Below are 16502 nucleotides of genomic sequence, written 5' to 3'. Positions count from 1 at the left end.
GGGCGGATGGTCGAGTTCCGTCTGCCGCCCGCTCTGGCCGAACAGGCCCGTCAGTTCGCCGCAGCAGGTGGTGTACCGGTGGAGCCCCGCCTCGCCAGTACGGTGATGCTCCTGCGGGCGCCGTTCGAGGTGTACCTGCTGCGCCGGGTGCCCACGATGGCCTTCGCCGCGTCGATGTACGTCTTCCCCGGCGGCGGTGTCGACCCGCGCGACGCGACGGTGCAGCCGGACTGGGCCGGGCCGTCGCCGGCGGACTGGGCGGCCCGGCTGGGGCTCGCGGAGTCCGTGGCGCGCTCCGTGGTGTGCGCGGCCGTGCGGGAGGTGTTCGAGGAGTCGGGGGTGCTGCTGGCCGGCGCCGACGTCGACACCGTCGTGGGCGACGTGAGCGGACCCGACTGGGAGCAGGCCAGGCTGGCGCTGATCAAGCGGGAGCTCGGGTTCGCCGAGTTCCTCACCGGCAACGGCCTGGTGCTGCGCTCCGACCTGCTGGCGCCGTGGTCGCGCTGGATCACGCCGGAGTTCGAGCCGCGGCGCTTCGACACGTACTTCTTCCTCGCGGCGCTGCCGGAGGGGCAGGTCACCAGGGACGTGGGAGGCGAGGCCGACGACACGGTCTGGTGCACACCGGCCGAGGCCGCCGACGGCCGCTTCACGATGCTGCCGCCGACCCTCTACACGCTCACCGAGCTGGCCGAGGCGGGCAGCATCGAGGCGGCCGTGGCGGCGGCGTCGGACCGGAACCCGGCCGACGCCATCCGCCCTGTATGAGAGAGCCCTAGCCGAACCGGCCGGTGATGTAGTCCTCGGTCTTCTTCACCGAAGGGTTCGTGAAGATCTTGGCGGTGTCGTCGTACTCGATGAGGCGCCCGGGGTCACCGGTCTTGTCGATCGAGAAGAAGCCGGTGCGGTCCGAGACACGGGCCGCCTGCTGCATGTTGTGCGTGACGATCACGATCGTGTACTGGTTCTTCAGCTCGGTGATCAGGTCCTCGATCGCGAGCGTGGAGATCGGGTCGAGCGCCGAGCAGGGCTCGTCCATCAGCACGACCTGCGGCTCGACCGCGATGGCGCGGGCGATGCACAGGCGCTGCTGCTGGCCGCCGGACAGGCCGGCGCCGGGACGGCCGAGGCGGTCCTTGACCTCGTTCCACAGGTTGGCGCTGCGCAGCGCCTTCTCGGCGATCTCCTCCAGCAACGACTTCTTGCGCACGCCGTTGAGCCGCAGGCCGGCCACGACGTTGTCGAAGATCGACATCGTCGGGAACGGGTTGGGCCGCTGGAAGACCATGCCGATCATCCGGCGGACCGCCGTGACGTCGACGTCCTTGTCGTAGATGTTCTGCCCGTCGATGAGGAGCTGCCCCTCGATGCGGGCGTTGGGCAGGACCTCGTGCATGCGGTTGATCGACCGCAGGAACGTCGACTTGCCGCAGCCGGAGGGTCCGATGAGGGCCGTCACGGACTTCGGCTCGATGGTCATCGAGACGCCGTCGATCGCCTTGAACGAGCCGTAGTACGAGGTGACACCGTGGGCTTCGATGCGCTTTGCCATGTGGGGCGCTCCAGTGAGGGTCATCGGGCGAGCTTGTTGCGGCTGGCGAGGAGCTTCGCCGCGACGGTCAGGACCAGGACGAGGACGACCAGCGTGAGCGCCGCCGTCCAGGCGCGGCCCGGTGCGAACTCGGAGGCGATACCGGCCTGCTCGAACACGAACAGCGACAGCGACGACTGGTTACCGCTGAAGACGTTGAAGTTGATCGAGCTGAGACCACCGGCGACGAGCAGGACCGGGGCGGTCTCACCGGCGGCCCGGGCGACCGCCAGCATGACGCCGGTGACGATGCCGGGGCCCGCGGTCGGCAGCACGATGCTGACGATCGTCTTCCACTTCGCCACGCCGAGGGCGTAGGCGCCCTCACGGAGCGCGGTGGGCACCAGCCGGAGCATCTCCTCGGTCGAGCGGACCACGGTCGGCAGCATCAGGACGCTGAGCGACAGGGCCGCGGCGAAGCCCGAGTAGCGGGCGTTGCCGTCGTTGAACAGCGGGGTGACCGTGAAGACCCAGAACGACAGGATGAACAGGCCGGACACGATCGAGGGGATGCCGGTCATGACGTCGACGAAGAAGCGGATCGCGTTGGCGAGGAAGCCGCGGCCGTATTCGACGATGTAGATCGCGCCGAGGATGCCCAGCGGCACCGTGATCAGCGTGGCGATGCCGGCCTGCTCGAGCGTGCCGATGATCGCGTGGTAGGCGCCGCCCTTCTCGTCGAACGCGCCGATGTTGTTCATCGACGTGCCGAAGAAGTTGCCGTCCAGGCGGGTGCTGCCCTTGCTGATCAATGTCCAGGCCACCGAGAGCAGCGGCGCCAGCGCGAGGATGAACGCCCCGTAGATCAGGGTGGTGGCCATCCGGTTGCGGGCCGACCGGCCGCCCTCGACGACCGTCGCCGCGATGCCGAGGAACACCACGAACAGGATGGCCGCGACGACGCCGGTGAGCACCGCGCCGCCCCACGACGTCAGGTACACCAGGATGAACGACACGACCAGCGCCGCCGCCGCGACCGCCCAGGGCGACCACTTCGGCAGCGACTTCGTGCGGAGCTGCTGGGCGTTCTGCAGGCCCACCCGCTCCGGGGTTTCCACGCTCATCATGCGCTCCCGACGAACTCGCGGCGCCGGTACACGATCGCGCGGGCGGCCATGTTGACGACCAGGGTGATGGCGAACAGCACCAGACCGGAGGCGATCAGGGCGCTGCGGCCGAACTCGTCGGCCTCGCCGAACCGGTTGGCGATGTTGGAGGCGATGGTGATGCCGCCAGGGCCGATGAAGTCCCAGTTGATGGCGAAGACGCTGCCGAGGGTCAGCGCGAGGGCGATCGTCTCGCCGAGCGCGCGGCCCAGGCCGAGCATGACCGAGGCGATGATGCCCGCCTTGCCGTAGGGGATCACGGCGGTGCGGATCATCTCCCACTTGGTGGAGCCGAGCGCGAGCGCGGCCTCCTGGTTCTCCCGCGGGGTCTGCAGGAACACCTCACGCGACAGCGACGTCACGATCGGCAGGATCATGATCGCCAGCACGATCGAGCCGAGCAGGACCGACTTGCCGTAGGGGCCCTCGCTGCCGAAGATCGGCAGCCAGCCGGCGGTGTCGTGCAGCCACTTCGACAGGTTGGTGACCGGCTCGTAGAAGTAGTCGCGGCCCCAGAGGCCGAACACGACGCTGGGGACGGCGGCGAGCAGGTCGATGATGAAGCTCAGGCTGGTGGCCACCCGGCGGTGTGCGTAGTGCGAGAGGCACAGCGCGATGCCCAGCGCGACCGGCACCGCCATCAGCAGCGCCAGCGCGGCCGTGAGGACCGTGCCGAACGCCGTCGCCGCGATGCCGAACCTCGGCGTGTCGCCGTCGGTGAACCACTCTTTGAACGTGAAGAAGTTCTCGGTGTCGTCCTGGAAGGCGGGGATGGCCTTCACGACGAGGAAGACGGCGATGGCGGCGATGATGATGAGCACCATCGAGCCGGCGAACGTCGCAGTGCCGCGGAACAACATGTCGGCGCCGAGTCGGCGGCGCCTCGGAAGACCACCACCTCCGCCGGGCGAACCGGCGGAGGTGGCAGGCAGAGTCTGCTGGCTCAAGACAGTCCTGTCAGGCCAGGTTCTTGATGGAGGCAGCGACCTTGGTCTGGACCGACTCGGGCAGCGGGGCGTAACCCAGCTTGTCGAGAACGGCCTGGCCCTCGGTGCTGGCGGTGTAACCCAGGAAGCCCTTGACCAGCTCGAGCTTGTCGGCCGGGGTGCCCTTGCTGCAGACGATCTCGTAGGTCACCAGGACGATCGGGTACGCCCCGGCCTCCTTGGTGGCGTAGTCGATCGACAGCTTCAGGTCGTCACCGGTGCCGGTGATCTTGGCGCCCGCGACGGTCTTGCCGGCGGCCGCGCCGGTCAGCGCGGTGTACTCACCGGCGCCGTTGTAGATCTTGGCGGTGCCGAGCGAGTTCGACTTGGCGAACGACCACTCGACGTAGCCGATCGCGCCGGCCGTCTTCTTGACCGCGCCGGCAACGCCGTCGGAGCCCTTCTCGGCCTGGCCGCCGGTGGCCTTCCAGACCTTGTCCTTGCCGAAGGTCCAGGTGCCGGTCGCGGCCTTGTCCAGGTAGCCCGTGAAGTTCTCCGTGGTGCCGGAGGAGTCCGAGCGGTGCACGGCGAGGATCGGGCTCGACGGCAGCGTCGCGCTGGGGTTGTCACCCTTGATCGCGGCGTCGTCCCACTTGGTGATCGAGCCGGCGAAGATCTTGGCCAGGGTCTCCGGCTTGAGCTGGAGGTCCTTGACGCCGTCGAGGTTGTAGGCGATCGCGATCGGGCCCGTGACCATCGGCAGGTTGAGCGCCGGGTTGCCGCCGCAGCGCGCGGTGGCCTTGGTGGTCTCGTCGCCGTCCTTGAGGGACGAGTCGGAGCCGGCGAAGTCGGCCGTGCCACCCGAGAAGGCGGTGATGCCGGCACCGGAGCCGGTGCCCTGGTAGTCGATCTTGGCGTCGGTGCACTTCTGCTGGTACGCCTTGATCCACTCGTCCATCGCGTTCTTCTGGGCGGACGAGCCCTGGGCCGTCAGTGAGCCCTTGGCGCAGGTGATGGCGGAGGCCGGCGTGCTGCCACCGGTGCTGCCCGGCGTGCTGGGGGTCTCGTTATCCGAGCCGCACGCGGTGAGCGCCAGCGTCGCGGTGAGCGCGATGCCGGCCATGATGCCGTGCCGCTTGAAGTTCACTGCGGTCCCTTCGTCGGGGTGCTGCCGACGGGGGTCGTCGACTGAGAGGGACGCTAAGAGCGCTAGGTAACCGGCCATCCGGGGACGGGTGAACGCAGGGTGAACAGGTCCGGGGAGACAGGTGACGCCTGGTCGGAGGCCAGTTGGACAATGGGTGAACTGCCCACTGGAGATGGGTGGTGCCCGTTTTGCGTCAGACGCCGCGCTGGAAGCTCACGTCATTGGTCCAGCGCACGAAACCCAGCCGCTGATACAGGGCCACGGCCCGGCGGTTGTCCTCGTCGACATAGAGCATGACCTGCGCAAGCCCGCGGGAGCGCAGGTGCCAGAGTCCGGCCAGGGTCAGCGCGCGGCCCAGCCCGCCGCCGTGCGCGCCGGGCGCCACGCCCAGCACGTAGACCTCGCCGATCGGCTCGTGCGCGTGATCGGCAAGATCACCGTGGATCTTGGTCCAGTGGAACCCGGCCAGCTCGCCGCCGCGGAACGCCAGCAGGAAGCCCTCCGCGTCGAACCACGGCTCCCGCAGCCGCACGTGCAGGTCGTCGAGGGTCCACTTGCCCTGCTCGGGATGATCGGCGAAGGCGGCGGCGTTGACCGCGAGCCAGGCGGCGTCGTCCTCGCCCGGCCGGAACGCGCGCAGGGACACCCCGTCGGGCAGCACGACCTCGTCCAGCGGCGCGAACAGCGACCGCCGCAGCTGCAGCAGCACCCGTGCCCGGTCGAAGCCGAGGCTGACCGCGAGCGCGGAGGCCGAGGGGTGATCGCCGTGCGCCCACAGCCGCAGCCGGCCGCCGGAGCGCTCGTCGGCGACCGCGATCGCCGCCTTGGCCAGCGCCCGGCCGATGCCGCGCCGCCGGTGCAGCGGATGCACCGCCAGCTCCGCCGAGGCGCCCGCGACCGCGTCGGTGGTGTCGACGTGCGCGTAGCCCACGACGGTGCCGCCGGCGTCGCGCGCCAGCAGGTGCACCGCCTGCGCCTCACCCCCGTGCCGCAGGTGCAGCACCACGTGCTCGGACAGCGGCAGCGCGCCGTCGGTGTCGCCGGCCGCCTGACTCAGCGCGAGCACCTGGTCGACAGCGGAGTCGGAAAGGTGGTCAAGCTGCTCGACGGTCACGGGTAAAGACTAGATCAGACCCTTACCGGCTCGGACTCGTGCAGCGGACGGGCGGGCGGGACGACGAACTTGTAGCCGACCTGGCGGACCGTGCCGATCATCGACTCGTACTCCGAGCCGAGCTTCGCGCGCAGCCGCCGGACGTGCACGTCGACCGTGCGGGTGCCGCCGAAGTAGTCGTAGCCCCAGACCTCGCGCAGGAGCTGGTCGCGGGTGAAGACCCGGCCGGGGTGCTGGGCCAGGAACTTGAGCAGCTCGAACTCCTTGTAGGTGAGGTCGAGCGGGCGGCCCTTGAGCTTCGCCGCATAGGTGTCGGGGTCGATCGTCAGCTCGCCGGCCTTGATCATGCCGCCGCTCGCGGCGGCGGCCGAGTTGAGGCGGCCGACGGCCAGGCGCAGCCTGGCCTCGATCTCGGCGGGGCCGGCGGTGGCCAGGATGACGTCGTCGAGGCCCCAGTCGGCGTGCAGGGCGACGAGGCCCGCCTCGGTCACGACCGCCAGCAGCGGGACGCCCAGACCGGTGGCGTGCAGCATGCGACAGGTCGCGCGGGCGTCGGCCAGCTCGGTGCGGGCGTCGACGATGACGGCGTCAGGGCTCGGTCCGCTCACCAGTGTGCGGACGTCACGGGGAGCGGTGCGCACCGTGTGGGGCAGCAGGTCCAGGCCGGGCAGGACCACCTGGCCCGCGGGGGCCGCGGTCAGCAGCAGAATCTCCACGAGTCACCTCCGTGGCCGCGACGCACCTCGTGCAGTGGGCGCTGTGGCGCCCCTGGAAAGGGCGGCGGCTCTGTTCGTCCCGGCCACACTGACGGGAGGGTTGTGGGTGTATCCCCACAGAAGAATATCTGAGTATTCACGTTTTGCGGCTGGCGGGAATCCAGATCGAGACAGTCGGGTGAGCCACACCCCACCGTTTCCGTCATCGTGCTATGCGGTTTCCTCATCCCGGTGCTGCCCGGGTCGGGGGCGTTCTGGCACCATCGGGGCGTGTCCGCTACCCCGCCCTCCGCCGAGGACCACGGCGCCCGGCCTCCGGCCGCCGATCCGGCGACCCGTCGCCGGCGTCGGGGCCAGGTCGACCAGACCGACGTTTCGGAAATTCCCGAAACGTCCGAGTCGTGGCCTCCGATCCGGCGGATGGTCTCCCTCGGCGTCGCGGGGTTCGCCGCCCTGATGACCGTCGGCCTGGTCGTCGGCGCGCAGACCACGCACGAGTCGTACGCCGTGGTGATCTTCGGCGTCCAGGTGCTGTTCGTCGGCGTCTGGATCGTCGCCAGCCGCCCGCCCGCCCCGCGCGTCGTCGGCGCCGTCGGCATCGCGGTCGCGATCGGCACCGACGTCGCGGCCGTGCTCACCCGTCCCGCGTCCCTCGCGCCGCTGGCCTACGTCACCGCCGCCGGGTTCATCGTCGGCGTCGTCGGCCAGCTCACCCGCCCCGCGGGCCGGCAGCGGGTCACCGAGTCCCTCGGCTCGTCGCTGGTCGTCACCCTCGGGGTCGTCGCCTTCGCCAGCGTGATCGTCCTGGGCCGGATCCCGCGCGGCACCCAGGCGATCGTCGCCTGCCTCGCCGCGGCCGGCATCGCGATCCTGGTCGCCCGGCTCACCGACGCGATCGTCGCGCTGCCCCGCATCGCGCCGCAGGTCCCGCGTGGCGGCGCCGGCGTCGTCCTCGGCGCGATGGTCGGCACGGCCGCCGCCGGCGCCATCGGCAACCTGCTGGACGGCATCATGCCGCTGCCGAGCGCGCTCGCCGGGCTGGCCACCGCCATCGTGGCGGTCATGGTCGACCTGTCGGTCGGCTATGCGGAGGCCAGCCGCCTCATCGACGGTGAGGAGCCGGCCGTGTCGCTGGCCCGGCACATCCAGGGCCCGCTGGGCGCCTTCGCCTTCGCCGCGCCCGCCGCCTACGTCGCCAGCACGCTGCTGCTGCTGTAGCTCCGAGGTTGCCAGGGTACGAAATCCTGGTGTCTGGGTACGTCCCGGTACAACACACGCAGGATGCGGAAGGAGCGCCGTGGCGGCGAGTCGAGGAGCCAAGATCGGCATTGTCCTGGTCGTGCTGGCGGTGATCCTGGTGGGTGTGCTCTTCGTCGCTGACCGTATCGCGGCGAGCACCGCGCAGGACCGCATCACCGACGAGACCCGCAAGCAGCTCGCGGCCAACTCGGTCACCTACGAGGGCAACCCGTCGGTCAAGATCGCCGGCTTCCCGTTCCTGACGCAGGTCCTCGCCGGGAAGTACGAGAAGATCACGATCGCGCTGACCAAGCCGCAGATCGAGAACGTGAAGCTCGAAGAGCTCACCGTCGACGCCAAGGCGGTCAAGGCCGACGCCCGCGACCTGATGAACGGCACCGGCGAGGTCGTCGCCGGCGAGGTCGCCGGCCGGGCCACGATGACCTGGGACAACGTCCGCAAGCTGCTCGAGTTCACCAACCTGCCGCAGGGCGTGGACCCCTCCGCCGTCGACGTGAAGGTTGTCAACAACAAGATCGAGCTGCGGATCCCGTTCGCGTACCAGGGCTTCAAGGTCATGATCATCGCGAACGGCACCATGGTCGTCGAGTCGGGCAAGGTCCGCCTCAAGCTGGAGTCGGTCACCACCGACCAGGGCAACCTGCCGAAGTTCGTCAACGACATCATCCAGGCCAACAAGAGCCGCCTCCAGGTCACCGTGAAGCTGCCCGGCCTGCCGTACAACCTGGTGATCAACTCCGCCGAGACCACCGACTCCGGTCTGCTCGTCATCGCATCGGCCAAGAACGTCCCGCTGTCCAGCCAGTGATCAGGTCCAACAGGCGGACAGTGACTCAACGGACCCTGGGCCGTCCCTCTCGGCGATGCTAGGCTCCCTGACCATGAGCATGCTGCTCACCAGACGGCGCGCGGTCGACCTGTGCCGCGTGGCCACCTGCCTGTGTTGCCGCCCCTAATGGTGCGGCCCTGCAGCGTGCTCTTCTAACGGCTCGAGGCAGCGGCGCCCCAGACCGATGGGTCTGGCGGGCGAGTTCCAGTCCGCGGCATTTTCCAGACCCATCGCCGAAACCGTGATCCGTCCCCTCGGGTCGCGCGCGGCGTGGTGCACACCCCGACCCGTGTGTCGACTCGACCCGCCCCAAATCGTTCCCTGGGAGAGAAAACACTCATGAGTCGCGAGAGCGCCCTGGTCACGGCCGACTGGGCCGAGCAGAACATCGGTGCCGCCAACGTGGTCTTCGTCGAGGTCGACGAGGACACCGCCGCCTACGACGGCGGGCACATCGCCGGTGCTGTCAAAATCAACTGGAAGACCGAGCTGCAGGACCAGGTCCGCCGGGACTTCGTCAACAAGGCGCAGTTCGAGGCCCTGCTGTCCAGCAAGGGCATCGGCAACGACGACGTCGTGGTCCTCTACGGCGGCAACAACAACTGGTTCGCCGCGTATGCGTACTGGTACTTCAAGCTCTACGGCCACGGCGACGTCAAGCTGCTCGACGGCGGCCGCAAGAAGTGGGAGCTCGACGGGCGCCCGCTGACCAAGGAAGAGGTCAGCCGCCCCGCCACGACCTACGTCGCGGTGCACGACCAGGACCTGTCGATCCGCGCGTTCCGTGACGACGCCGTCAAGGCGATCGGCGTGCAGAACCTCGTCGACGTGCGCTCGCCCGACGAGTACGCCGGCCGCCTCCTCGCCCCCGCGCACCTGCCGCAGGAGCAGGCGCAGCGTCCGGGCCACATCCCGACCGCCGTGTCGGTGCCGTGGAGCAAGGCCGCCAACGAGGACGGCACCTTCAAGTCCGACGAGGACCTGCGCGAGCTCTACGCCGCCGCCGGTCTCGACGACAGCAAGTCGACCATCGCCTACTGCCGCATCGGCGAGCGGTCCTCGCACACCTGGTTCGTGCTCAAGGAGATCCTCGGGCACAGCGACGTGCGCAACTACGACGGTTCCTGGACCGAGTACGGCTCCCTCGTCGGTGTCCCCGTCGCCGTTGGCGACGAGCCCGGTAACGCGTGAAAGGCAGATCATCATGAGTGCTGTTGACAGCTGCGGCGCGCCCGAGCAGAGCGCGCCCATCCCGGCCTCCGTGGACGTCGAGAAGGAAACCGTCATCACGGGCGTGGTCAGCTCCGGCGACGGTCCCGTCGGCGGCGCCTACGTGCGCCTGCTCGACTCGACCGGTGAGTTCACCGCCGAGGTCGTCACCTCGCCGGCCGGCCAGTTCCGGTTCTTCGCCGCTCCCGGCAACTGGACCCTGCGGGCCCTGTCCCGCCAGGGCAACGGCGACGCCACCCTCGCCGCCGACCGGGGCATCAACGAGATCGCCGTCGCGGTCGCCTGACCTTCGCACGCACAGTGACGCCGCCCTCCGGGCCCAACCCCGGAGGGCGGCGTCGTTGTCCCGGGCTGCGAAGATGTCGGCCGTGAAACGTCACTGGATCATCGCCGGAACGGCGGCCTGGGCGCTCGTCATCGCCGGGCTGGCCTACTACTCCTCGCGCAATGATCCGCCGACGTCGCGCGACCAGACCACGATCGCCGACGGCCTGCCGGTGGTGGACACCGCGCTCGCCCGGGTCGCCGCCGCGCTGGACCCGGCCACCTCCGTGACCGCGCTCGGCGGCTACACGCGCACCGACCAGAGCTGCCGGGTCACCTCGGCGCGCGAAGGCACCCGGTTCGAGCGGGTGCTGCTGGTGTACGTCAAGAAGGACACCGAGCCCGCCGTGCTCGACCGCGTCCACGACGCCCTGCCCGCGGCGTACCAGAGCCATCTGGTGAGCGGGCCGAACACCCATGTGCTCACCGCGGACGCCGGCGACTTCGTCACGCTGCGCGGCGCCGTGGTCCAGCCGGGTCAGGTGCGCTTCACCGCGGACACGGGCTGCCGGGTCCAGGACGCCGCGGTCAAAGAGGCGACCCCGCAGTCGCAGACCGCCAACCGGGCGCCGGTCCAGGCGGTCCTCGACACCCTCAAGCAGAGCGCGTCGCAGTGGCGGACCCACCGCCTCGTCTGCCCCGGCGGCGGCATCCTGTGGACCGTCGAGGCGGTCACCACCGGCGACGGCGCCGCCGCACGGAGCACGGTCCCGGCCACGGCGGTGGTCCTGGACGAGCCGAAGCTCTTCGCCTTCCGGGCCGGCGAGGCGGGCGTCGCCCTGCGCGTCGAGAGCGACGCGCTGCGCATCACCTCGACGGCCGGCTGCTGAGGCGTGTCTGGTCCCTACCAGACACGCCTCAGTACACGAGGGCCTGCGCACCCTCCTGGAGGGCCTCCTCGACGAACACGGCCGCCCCGGCGATGCGGACACCGGGGATGACGTCGTCGGGGCCGATGCCGCGGCGGGCGGCGCACTGGGTGCACAGCGTCACCGTGCCGCCGGCCAGGATCGCCTCCAGCAGGTCGGCGAGCGGCGCCGAGTGTGGCAGCTCGAACTGCGCGGCCCGGCCCGGCAGCGCGAACCACGCCGACTCCCCGGTCAGCCACAGGGAGGTCGGCACCCCGCCGGCGAGGGCGGTCGCGGCCACGGTGAACGCCTGCGAGCAGCGCTCCGGCGCGTCCGCGCCGGCGGTTGTCTTGATGACCAGAGAGCGTGCCATGACTCGCAGCATAGGATCGCGGTGATGGTTACCGAGATCGGGTTCGTGAGTCTGCTGGTCGCCGGCATGGGCGCACTGGCCGGCGGCCTGATCTATCTTGCGGTGAGGGTGTCGAGGGGGCGTTGGTGACGGACGTGCAGCCGCCGTGGGCGGGCTTGGCCCAGGTCGGGGAATACCCGTATGAGGAGACGCACGACCTGCGGGTCGGCCCGGATCTCCATCCTGCGCTGCTCGGTCTGCTGCCGCTGGTCGGGGTGTGGCGCGGGCGGGGGCAGGGCGACTACCCGACGATCGAGGGCTTCCACTACGCGCAGGAGATCCGGTTCAGCCACGACGGCCGGCCGTTCCTGTTCTACGAGTCGCGGGCGTGGGTGATCGACGTGGACGGCAACCCGGTCAAGCCCAGCAACCGGGAGACCGGCTGGTGGCGGCCGGTGCTCGAGGACGGCAAGGCGACCGACGAGGTCGAGGTGCTGCTCAGCCAGCCGACCGGGATCATGGAGCTGTACATCGGCCAGGCCAAGGGCACCACGCAGTGGCAGATGGCCACCGACGCGGTGGTCCGCACGTCGACCGCCAAGGAGGTCCGCGGCGGTCAGCGGCTGTACGGCATCGTCGAGGGTGCGTTGCTCTACGCCTTCGACCTGGCCGCGGTCGGCGAGAAACTCCAGCCGCACCTGTCCGCCCGCTTGGAGCGCGTGGCGGGCTAACCTAAGAAGGTGGGTTTCGATGATCTGGCCGCGGTGCTCCGGTCGCGAGGCCTGCGGCTGACCGCGCCGAGGCAGCTCGTGCTCGAATCGGTCTACCGGTTGCGGCACGCGACACCGGACCAGATCCACGCCGACGTCAGCGAGCGCGCCGCCGGGGTCAACATCACCACCGTCTACCGCACGCTGGAGCTCCTCGAGGAGCTCCAGCTCGTGACGCACGCGCATCTGTCGCACGGCGCGCCCACCTATCACCCGCTCGGCGAGCACCAGCACGCCCACCTGGTGTGCCGGGGCTGCGGCGACGTGCAGGAGCTGCCGTCGTCCACGCTTGAGGGCCTCGCCGAGGACCTGTGCACGACCCGCGGCTTCCGCCTCGACATCGGCCACGTGGCCCTGTTCGGTGTGTGCGACAGCTGCGGTACCAAAGAGGAGTAACCCGTGAAGCCCGTAACCGTGGCGTCCATAGAGCCTTCGTCGGTCGACGCCGGTGCGGTCGCGCACTACGGCGACCCGAGCCGCGAGCAGAAGATCCTCGACACCGAGGCCGGACTGGTCGACCGTTCCCACCGCGACGTCCTGGCGGTGCCCGGCGCGGACCGGCTCACCTGGCTGCACAGCCTCACCACCCAGCACCTGACCGGGCTGCCGCCGATGACCGGCTCCGAGCTGCTCGTGCTGTCCCCGCACGGGCACGTCGAGCACCACGCGGTGCTGGTCGACGACGGCACCACCACGTGGCTGGACCTGGAGCCGGGTGCCGGCGCGGGGCTGCTGACGTTCCTGGAGCGGATGCGCTTCATGATGCGGGTCGAGCCGGCCGACGTGACCGCCGACCGGGCGGTGCTGTCGATCGTCGGCCCGCAGACCGATGAGGCGCTGCGTGCGCTCGGGGTCGGTCCGCTCCAGGCCGCTGACGTCGTACCGGTGCCGCCGGCGAAGTTCGCCACGGGAACCGTGCCGGACCGGCCCACCGCCCGCTACGCCGCCGCGACACTGCCCGGCTTCGACGGTCTCGTCCGGCGGGTCGAGGGCGGCGCGGACCTGCTGGTGCCGCGCGCCGCCGTGGCCGACGTCATCGCCGCCGCCGCGCTCCCGCCGGCCGGGATCTGGGCGTATGAGGCGATGCGGGTGGCGGCGCGGCGGCCGAGGTTCGGCTTCGAGACCGACCACAAGACCCTCCCGGCGGAGGTGGGGTGGACGGCGCGGGCCGTGCACCTGGAGAAGGGCTGCTACCGGGGGCAGGAGACCGTCTCCCGGGTCCACCACCTGGGCCGCCCGCCGCGCAGGCTGGCCCTGCTGCACCTCGACGGCATCACCACCGACGAGCTGCCCGCGCCGCACACCGAGGTCGTCAAGGACGGCCGGGCGGTCGGGTTCGTCGGCACCGCCGTGCGGCACTACGAGCTCGGCCAGATCGCGCTCGCGGTGCTCAGGCAGAACGTCCGGCCCGACGACGGCGGTCAATTGCAGGTGGGCCCGTCGACCGCCGCGATCGACCCGCTGTAGAAAGAGCCATGACAACAACGACGTTGATCACGGTGGCGCCCACCGGCGCGGAGTCCCGCAAGTCCGACGTGCCAGCCCTGCCGGTGACCCTGGCGGAGCTGGTCGCGACCGGCAAGGAATGCCAGGCGGTGGGCGCGAGCGTCATCCACGTGCACCTGCGCGACGACGCCGCCGAGCCCACCCTGGACCTGGGCCGGCTCAAGGAGGCCGTCGCCGCGCTGCGGGACGAGACCGACCTGATCGTCCAGCTCTCCAGCGGCGGCGCGGTCACCGACCCGGAGGACGACCGGCTCCGGGTCCTGGACGCCGAGCCCGACATGGCCTCCTGCACGATGGGCACGGTCAACTTCGGTGACGACGTGTTCCTCAACCGGTGGGCGTTCATCGTCGAGTTGCACACCCGCATGCGCGACCGCGGGATCGTGCCCGAGTACGAGATCTTCGACCTGGGCCAGCTGACCACCCTGCGGCGCCTGCTCGACCGGCACGGGCTGCCCTTCGGCGGCCACGTCCACCTCGACCTGGTCATGAACGTGCCCGGCGGGATGCCCGGCACCGCCGAGGCCCTGGTCGCCTGCGTCCAGGCGATGCGCGACCTGCCCGAGGGGACCACGTTCTCGGCCACCGGCATCGGCCGTGGCACGCTGCCGGTCCTGCTCGCGTCGCTGTCCGCCGGCGGGCACCTGCGGGTCGGCATGGAGGACACCGTCACCTACGCCAAGGGTGTGCCGGTGGAGAGCAACGCGCAGCTCGTCGCGCGGGCCTCCGCCTTCGCCAGGCTCGCCCAGCGCCCGCCGATGACTCCTGCTGACGCCCGCGCGCTGCTCGGGATCCCCGGATCCCGCTCGTGAGCGACCGCTATCTGGGTGGCGAGCCGCTCGCCGAGGTGGTCCGCAGCGGGTTCGTGGAGAGCCGGCACAGCGGGTCCGTGGTGGTCCTGGACGCCGACGGCGAGGTCACGGCGTGGGCCGGTGACGTGCTCGGACCGATCTTCCCGCGCTCGTCCAACAAGCCCATGCAGGCCGTCGGGATGCTGGCGGCAGGGCTCGCCGCCACCCCGGCCGAGCTCGCGATCATCTCGGCCAGCCATCGCGGTCAGCCGGCTCACATCGCATCGGTACGCGGTGTGCTCGCCGGCATCCCGGCATCGGCGCTCGGCTGCCCCGCGGACTATCCGCTCGCCGAGGACGCCCGTGACGACCTGGTCAGGGCGGGGGAGACGCGGCAGCCGCTGTTCATGAACTGCTCCGGCAAGCACGCCGGGATGCTGCGGACCTGCGCGGCGAACGGCTGGCCGCTGCAGGGGTACCTGGACCCGGCGCACCCCGTGCAGGTGGCGATCCGCCACGGTGTCGAGTCGCTCGCCGGCGAGCCGGCCACCGCGGCCGGGGTCGACGGGTGCGGCGCGCCGCTGCTCGCGGTGTCGCTGCGCGGGCTGGCGGCGGCGTTCCTGCGGCTGGTGTCGGCCGAGCCGGGCTCCGACGCGCGCCGGGTCGCGGATGCGATGCGGGCCCACCCCGACCTGGTCTCCGGCACCGACGCGGACGGGCACGACACGCACCTCATGCGGGCGTTCCCCGGGCTGCTGTCGAAGATCGGCGCCGAAGGGGTCATGGCGGTCGCGGTCCCAGGGGTCGGTGCGGTGGCGCTGAAGATCGACGACGGCGCGGCGCGGCCCAGGCTGCCGGTGCTCGGCGCAGGACTGTCCCGGCTGGGCTTCCCGCTGGGCACGTACGCCGATATGCCGGTTTTGGGTGGAGGATCTCGGGTAGGTTCGGTGCGCGCCGTCTGGTGACCCGGTTCACGCTAGCTGCTGCTAGCGTTTTGCTTGCAAGAGTTAGCAGAGCGAGCTACCGTCAGTGACGTGACTGAAGAGCCGCGTGACCTGGGTGGGTTCATTCGTGACCTGCGCCGCAACGCGCGCATCTCGCTCCGCCAGCTCGCCGAGCAGGCCGGAGTCAGCAACCCATATCTCAGTCAGATCGAGCGTGGCCTGCGCAAACCGAGTGCCGAGGTGCTCGCGCAGCTCGCCGGTGCACTACGGGTGTCGACCCCGTTGATGTATCTGCGAGCCGGCCTGCTCGAGCGCGAGGGGCACGACGTGCTGGCCGCGATCGCAGCGGACAGTGATCTCACCATGGCCCAGAAGCAGTCGCTCACGCAGATCTACGAGACGTTCCGGCGCGAGAACACGCGCAACGACCTGGACAGCGCGGCCTCGGGGGCGGGGCCCGACGCTGACCCGGCAGCCACGACGAAGTCAGAGGAGTCAGCATGACCACCAGCACCACCACCCGCAAGATCCCCACGCCGCTCTACGCCGCGGCCGGCGCCGGTGACCTGGCCTATCAGCAGCTGCGCAAGTTGCCCGCCCAGGTCGCCCAGCTGCGTGCCCGGGTCGAGGAGCTGCGCCCTGCCGTGACCGACGCGGTCACCGAGACCAAGCTGCGCGCCGACCTGGACCGCCTGCGCGGCGCCGCGCTGCGCAACGCCGAGTCGATCCTGGCCAACGCCCAGGCCGGCGCCCAGGTCGCCCAGGACCGGGCCCTCGCCGTCTACACCGACCTGGTCAACCGCGGTGAGAAGGTCGTCGCCGGTGGCCGCACCGCCGAGGCGAAGATCGAGATCGAGCCGGCCGCGAAGACCGTGACCACCGAGGTCGCCGTCACCCCGACCCCGGCCGACGTCGCGCCGGCCGTCGCCGCGAAGCCCGAGGCCGCGGCCACCACCGTGCCTGCCGCGACGCCCGCGAAGAAGGCCACCGCGGCGAAGAAGACCGCGGCCGCGAAGAAGTAACCGGGAGTTTGTCAGGAGCCCTCCGG

General features: G+C 70.7%; 21 protein-coding genes and 1 pseudogene. 15 read left to right on the top strand and 7 right to left on the bottom strand.

Annotated elements, in window-relative coordinates:
- The first annotated feature begins 6 nt into the window (after positions 1-6).
- Entirely contained in the window at positions 7-768 is a 762-nt protein-coding gene (locus OHA72_RS04410) for an NUDIX hydrolase (RefSeq protein WP_327006569.1), read from the top strand.
- Between the two features lie 7 nt (positions 769-775).
- Here the strand turns inward: OHA72_RS04410 and pstB are convergent, their stop codons facing one another.
- From pstB to OHA72_RS04380, 6 genes are all read right to left on the bottom strand, one after another.
- Positions 776-1552, bottom strand: a complete 777-nt coding sequence (gene pstB, locus OHA72_RS04405) for a phosphate ABC transporter ATP-binding protein PstB (RefSeq protein WP_327006568.1) — start codon at positions 1550-1552, stop codon at positions 776-778.
- Positions 1553-1572: 20 nt separating this feature from the next.
- Positions 1573-2658, bottom strand: a complete 1086-nt coding sequence (pstA, locus tag OHA72_RS04400) for a phosphate ABC transporter permease PstA (RefSeq protein WP_442788516.1) — start codon at positions 2656-2658, stop codon at positions 1573-1575.
- On the bottom strand, positions 2655-3557 hold the full coding sequence (pstC, locus tag OHA72_RS04395; protein ID WP_327006566.1) for a phosphate ABC transporter permease subunit PstC: 903 nt from the start codon (positions 3555-3557) through the stop codon (positions 2655-2657). The genes pstA and pstC overlap by 4 nt, the downstream gene beginning before the upstream one ends.
- A 97-nt stretch (positions 3558-3654) precedes the next feature.
- Complete coding sequence (pstS, locus tag OHA72_RS04390; RefSeq protein WP_327006565.1) at positions 3655-4770, bottom strand: phosphate ABC transporter substrate-binding protein PstS; 1116 nt, start codon at positions 4768-4770, stop codon at positions 3655-3657.
- Between the two features lie 193 nt (positions 4771-4963).
- Positions 4964-5884 (bottom strand): mycothiol synthase, encoded by a 921-nt coding sequence (mshD, locus tag OHA72_RS04385; protein ID WP_327006564.1) that lies wholly within the window; start codon positions 5882-5884, stop codon positions 4964-4966.
- Positions 5885-5898: 14 nt separating this feature from the next.
- Entirely contained in the window at positions 5899-6600 is a 702-nt protein-coding gene (locus OHA72_RS04380) for a winged helix-turn-helix transcriptional regulator (RefSeq protein WP_327006563.1), read from the bottom strand.
- Between the two features lie 420 nt (positions 6601-7020).
- On the opposite strand from OHA72_RS04380, the gene OHA72_RS04375 reads away from it, so the two are divergent.
- The 6 genes from OHA72_RS04375 to OHA72_RS04355 all read left to right on the top strand — a co-directional run bounded on the left by OHA72_RS04375 (position 7021) and on the right by OHA72_RS04355 (position 11073).
- Entirely contained in the window at positions 7021-7818 is a 798-nt protein-coding gene (locus OHA72_RS04375) for a hypothetical protein (RefSeq protein ID WP_327006562.1), read from the top strand.
- A gap of 79 nt (positions 7819-7897) precedes the next feature.
- Positions 7898-8668, top strand: coding sequence for an LmeA family phospholipid-binding protein (locus OHA72_RS04370; RefSeq protein ID WP_327006561.1), 771 nt, complete (start codon positions 7898-7900; stop codon positions 8666-8668).
- Between the two features lie 55 nt (positions 8669-8723).
- A complete protein-coding gene (locus tag OHA72_RS64525) occupies positions 8724-8816 on the top strand; it encodes an Ms5788A family Cys-rich leader peptide (protein WP_442788515.1) in 93 nt (30 codons plus the stop codon).
- Positions 8817-9028: 212 nt separating this feature from the next.
- The gene (locus tag OHA72_RS04365; protein ID WP_327006560.1) at positions 9029-9880 is read left to right on the top strand and encodes a sulfurtransferase; all 852 of its coding nucleotides are present in this window, start codon (positions 9029-9031) and stop codon (positions 9878-9880) included.
- Positions 9881-9893: 13 nt separating this feature from the next.
- Positions 9894-10205, top strand: coding sequence for a DUF1416 domain-containing protein (locus tag OHA72_RS04360; RefSeq protein ID WP_327006559.1), 312 nt, complete (start codon positions 9894-9896; stop codon positions 10203-10205).
- A gap of 82 nt (positions 10206-10287) precedes the next feature.
- Positions 10288-11073 (top strand): hypothetical protein, encoded by a 786-nt coding sequence (locus OHA72_RS04355; protein WP_327006558.1) that lies wholly within the window; start codon positions 10288-10290, stop codon positions 11071-11073.
- A 28-nt stretch (positions 11074-11101) separates the two neighbouring features.
- On the opposite strand, the gene OHA72_RS04350 is transcribed toward OHA72_RS04355, so the two are convergent.
- Positions 11102-11476, bottom strand: coding sequence for a DsrE family protein (locus OHA72_RS04350; protein ID WP_327006557.1), 375 nt, complete (start codon positions 11474-11476; stop codon positions 11102-11104).
- Positions 11477-11488: 12 nt separating this feature from the next.
- Here OHA72_RS04350 and mtfM point away from each other — a divergent pair, with 12 nt between their 5' ends.
- From mtfM to OHA72_RS04310, 8 genes and pseudogenes are all read left to right on the top strand, one after another.
- Positions 11489-11593, top strand: a complete 105-nt coding sequence (gene mtfM / locus OHA72_RS04345; protein ID WP_033363477.1) for a small membrane protein MtfM — start codon at positions 11489-11491, stop codon at positions 11591-11593.
- Positions 11590-12174 (top strand): heme-binding beta-barrel domain-containing protein, encoded by a 585-nt coding sequence (locus OHA72_RS04340; RefSeq protein WP_327006556.1) that lies wholly within the window; start codon positions 11590-11592, stop codon positions 12172-12174. Before mtfM ends, OHA72_RS04340 begins: the two co-directional genes overlap by 4 nt.
- Before the next feature lie 9 nt (positions 12175-12183).
- Positions 12184-12609: a Fur family transcriptional regulator gene (locus OHA72_RS04335; protein WP_327006555.1), complete on the top strand. Its 426-nt coding sequence runs from the start codon at positions 12184-12186 to the stop codon at positions 12607-12609.
- 3 nt (positions 12610-12612) lie between these two features.
- Complete coding sequence (gene ygfZ / locus OHA72_RS04330; protein ID WP_327006554.1) at positions 12613-13680, top strand: CAF17-like 4Fe-4S cluster assembly/insertion protein YgfZ; 1068 nt, start codon at positions 12613-12615, stop codon at positions 13678-13680.
- 8 nt (positions 13681-13688) lie between these two features.
- Positions 13689-14531, top strand: coding sequence for a beta-keto acid cleavage family enzyme (locus OHA72_RS04325; protein ID WP_327006553.1), 843 nt, complete (start codon positions 13689-13691; stop codon positions 14529-14531).
- The gene (locus tag OHA72_RS04320; RefSeq protein ID WP_327006552.1) at positions 14528-15475 is read left to right on the top strand and encodes an asparaginase; all 948 of its coding nucleotides are present in this window, start codon (positions 14528-14530) and stop codon (positions 15473-15475) included. The genes OHA72_RS04325 and OHA72_RS04320 overlap by 4 nt, the downstream gene beginning before the upstream one ends.
- Before the next feature lie 69 nt (positions 15476-15544).
- Positions 15545-15877 (top strand): annotated as a pseudogene (locus OHA72_RS04315) (helix-turn-helix domain-containing protein); the annotation flags it as partial.
- A gap of 77 nt (positions 15878-15954) precedes the next feature.
- Entirely contained in the window at positions 15955-16476 is a 522-nt protein-coding gene (locus OHA72_RS04310) for a hypothetical protein (protein WP_327006551.1), read from the top strand.
- Positions 16477-16502: the final 26 nt, after the last annotated feature.

It is taken from the genome of Dactylosporangium sp. NBC_01737, from assembly GCF_035963215.1.
In the GTDB taxonomy this organism is placed as follows: domain Bacteria; phylum Actinomycetota; class Actinomycetes; order Mycobacteriales; family Micromonosporaceae; genus Dactylosporangium.
The sequence above is the reverse complement of the archived record's forward strand: the minus strand, read 5'-3'. Positions and strand labels throughout refer to the sequence as shown.

Excerpts from the sequence above, each read along its gene's own strand:
- pstA (WP_442788516.1), bottom strand. The coding sequence starts at position 2,658 with ATGATGAGCGTGGAAACCCCGGAGCGGGTGGGCCTGCAGAACGCCCAG.
- OHA72_RS04310 (WP_327006551.1), top strand. The coding sequence starts at position 15,955 with ATGACCACCAGCACCACCACCCGCAAGATCCCCACGCCGCTCTACGCC.
- OHA72_RS04375 (WP_327006562.1), top strand. The coding sequence starts at position 7,021 with ATGGTCTCCCTCGGCGTCGCGGGGTTCGCCGCCCTGATGACCGTCGGC.
- OHA72_RS04410 (WP_327006569.1), top strand. The coding sequence starts at position 7 with ATGGTCGAGTTCCGTCTGCCGCCCGCTCTGGCCGAACAGGCCCGTCAG.
- OHA72_RS04360 (WP_327006559.1), top strand. The coding sequence starts at position 9,894 with ATGAGTGCTGTTGACAGCTGCGGCGCGCCCGAGCAGAGCGCGCCCATC.
- OHA72_RS04325 (WP_327006553.1), top strand. The coding sequence starts at position 13,689 with ATGACAACAACGACGTTGATCACGGTGGCGCCCACCGGCGCGGAGTCC.
- OHA72_RS04350 (WP_327006557.1), bottom strand. The coding sequence starts at position 11,476 with ATGCTGCGAGTCATGGCACGCTCTCTGGTCATCAAGACAACCGCCGGC.
- OHA72_RS04365 (WP_327006560.1), top strand. The coding sequence starts at position 9,029 with ATGAGTCGCGAGAGCGCCCTGGTCACGGCCGACTGGGCCGAGCAGAAC.
- pstB (WP_327006568.1), bottom strand. The coding sequence starts at position 1,552 with ATGGCAAAGCGCATCGAAGCCCACGGTGTCACCTCGTACTACGGCTCG.
- mtfM (WP_033363477.1), top strand. The coding sequence starts at position 11,489 with ATGGTTACCGAGATCGGGTTCGTGAGTCTGCTGGTCGCCGGCATGGGC.
- pstC (WP_327006566.1), bottom strand. The coding sequence starts at position 3,557 with ATGTTGTTCCGCGGCACTGCGACGTTCGCCGGCTCGATGGTGCTCATC.
- OHA72_RS64525 (WP_442788515.1), top strand. The coding sequence starts at position 8,724 with ATGCTAGGCTCCCTGACCATGAGCATGCTGCTCACCAGACGGCGCGCG.